The organism is Sphingomonas zeae, from assembly GCF_014197135.1.
Classification (GTDB): Bacteria; Pseudomonadota; Alphaproteobacteria; order Sphingomonadales; family Sphingomonadaceae; genus Sphingomonas; species Sphingomonas zeae.
Genome location: NZ_JACIFA010000039.1, coordinates 1 through 1,591 on the forward strand (window position 1 = coordinate 1; position 1,591 = coordinate 1,591).

2 protein-coding genes are annotated in these 1,591 nt (G+C 66.6%); both read left to right on the top strand.

What is annotated here, in order from left to right:
• Positions 1-729: electron transfer flavoprotein subunit beta/FixA family protein (locus GGR45_RS19470; RefSeq protein ID WP_175310266.1), on the top strand; the 729-nt coding region annotated here is incomplete at its 5' end.
• On the top strand, positions 726-1,591 hold an 866-nt coding region (locus GGR45_RS19475), incomplete at its 3' end, for an electron transfer flavoprotein subunit alpha/FixB family protein (protein ID WP_175310267.1). The genes GGR45_RS19470 and GGR45_RS19475, both read left to right, overlap by 4 nt.

The window sequence follows — 1,591 nt, forward strand, 5'->3', positions numbered from 1 at the left end:
AAGCGGGTGTTGGATTACAATGTGAAGCCGCGTGTGAAGGCGGACGGGACGGGCGTCGATCTGGCGAACGTGAAGATGTCGATGAACCCGTTCGACGAGATCGCGGTGGAAGAGGCGATCCGGCTGAAGGAGAAGGGGGCGGCCACGGAAGTGGTCGTCGTCTCGATCGGCGAGCCCAAGGCGGCGGACACGCTGCGCACCGCGCTCGCCATGGGTGCGGACCGGGCGATCCTCATCACCGCCGAGCAGGCACCGGAGCCGCTCGGCGTCGCCAAGCTGCTCGCCAAGGTGGTCGAGGAGGAACAGCCGGGTCTCGTGATCCTGGGCAAGCAGGCGATCGACGGCGACAACAACCAGACCGGGCAGATGCTGGCCGGGCTGTTGGGGTGGGCGCAGGGTACCTTTGCGTCCAAGGTGGAGATCGAGGGTGACACCGCCAACGTCACCCGCGAGGTGGATGGTGGTCTGGAGACGGTGGCCCTCACACTGCCCGCGATCGTCACCACCGACCTGCGCCTCAACGAGCCGCGCTATGCGTCGCTGCCGAACATCATGAAGGCCAAGTCCAAGCCGATGGCGACCAAGACCGCCGCCGACTATGGCGTCGACGTGTCGCCCCGGCTGACGATCACCCATGTCGCCGAGCCGGGCAAGCGCCAGGCGGGCGTCAAGGTCGGCTCGGTCGATGAGCTGGTCGAGAAACTGAAAGCATTGGGAGTGGCCAAGTGAAGACGCTGGTTTGGGTCGAGCATGACGGCGGGTCCGTCAAGGATGCCACGCTGGCGACCGTCACGGCGGCGGCCAAGCTGGGTGAGGTCCACTTGATCGTCGCCGGGCAGGGCGTCGACGGCGTGGCGCAGGCCGCCGCCAAGATCGCTGGCGTGGGCAAGGTCCATGTCGCCGACGACGCGGCCTATGCCAATGCGCTCGCCGAGAATGTCGCGCCGCTGATCGCCGAGCTGATGGGCCATCACGACGCGTTTCTCGCGCCGTCGACGACGACGGGCAAGAACATCGCGCCGCGTGTCGCCGCGCTGATCGACGTCATGCAGATCAGCGACATATTGTCGGTCGAGGGGCCGGACAGCTTCACCCGGCCGATCTATGCGGGCAACGCGATCGCGACGGTGAAGACCAGCGATAAGAAGCTGGTGCTGACCGTGCGCACCACCGCCTTTGAAAAGGCGGCGGCCGAGGGCGGTTCGGGCGAGGTCGAGACGATCGGCTCCACCGGCGATGCGGCCAAGTCGCGTTTCGTCGGCGCGGAGAAGGCCGAGAATGCCCGCCCCGAGCTGACCAGCGCCAAGATCATCGTCTCGGGCGGTCGCGCGCTGGGTTCGGAAGAGCAGTTCCACGCGCTGATCGACCCGCTCGCCGACAAGCTGGGTGCCGCCGTCGGCGCGAGCCGCGCGGCGGTCGATGCGGGCTATGCCCCCAACGACTATCAGGTCGGGCAGACCGGCAAGATCGTCGCACCGGAAGTCTATGTCGCGGTCGGTATCTCGGGTGCGATCCAGCATCTGGCGGGGATGAAGGATTCCAAGATCATCGTCGCGATCAACAAGGACGAGGACGCGCCGATCTTCCAGGT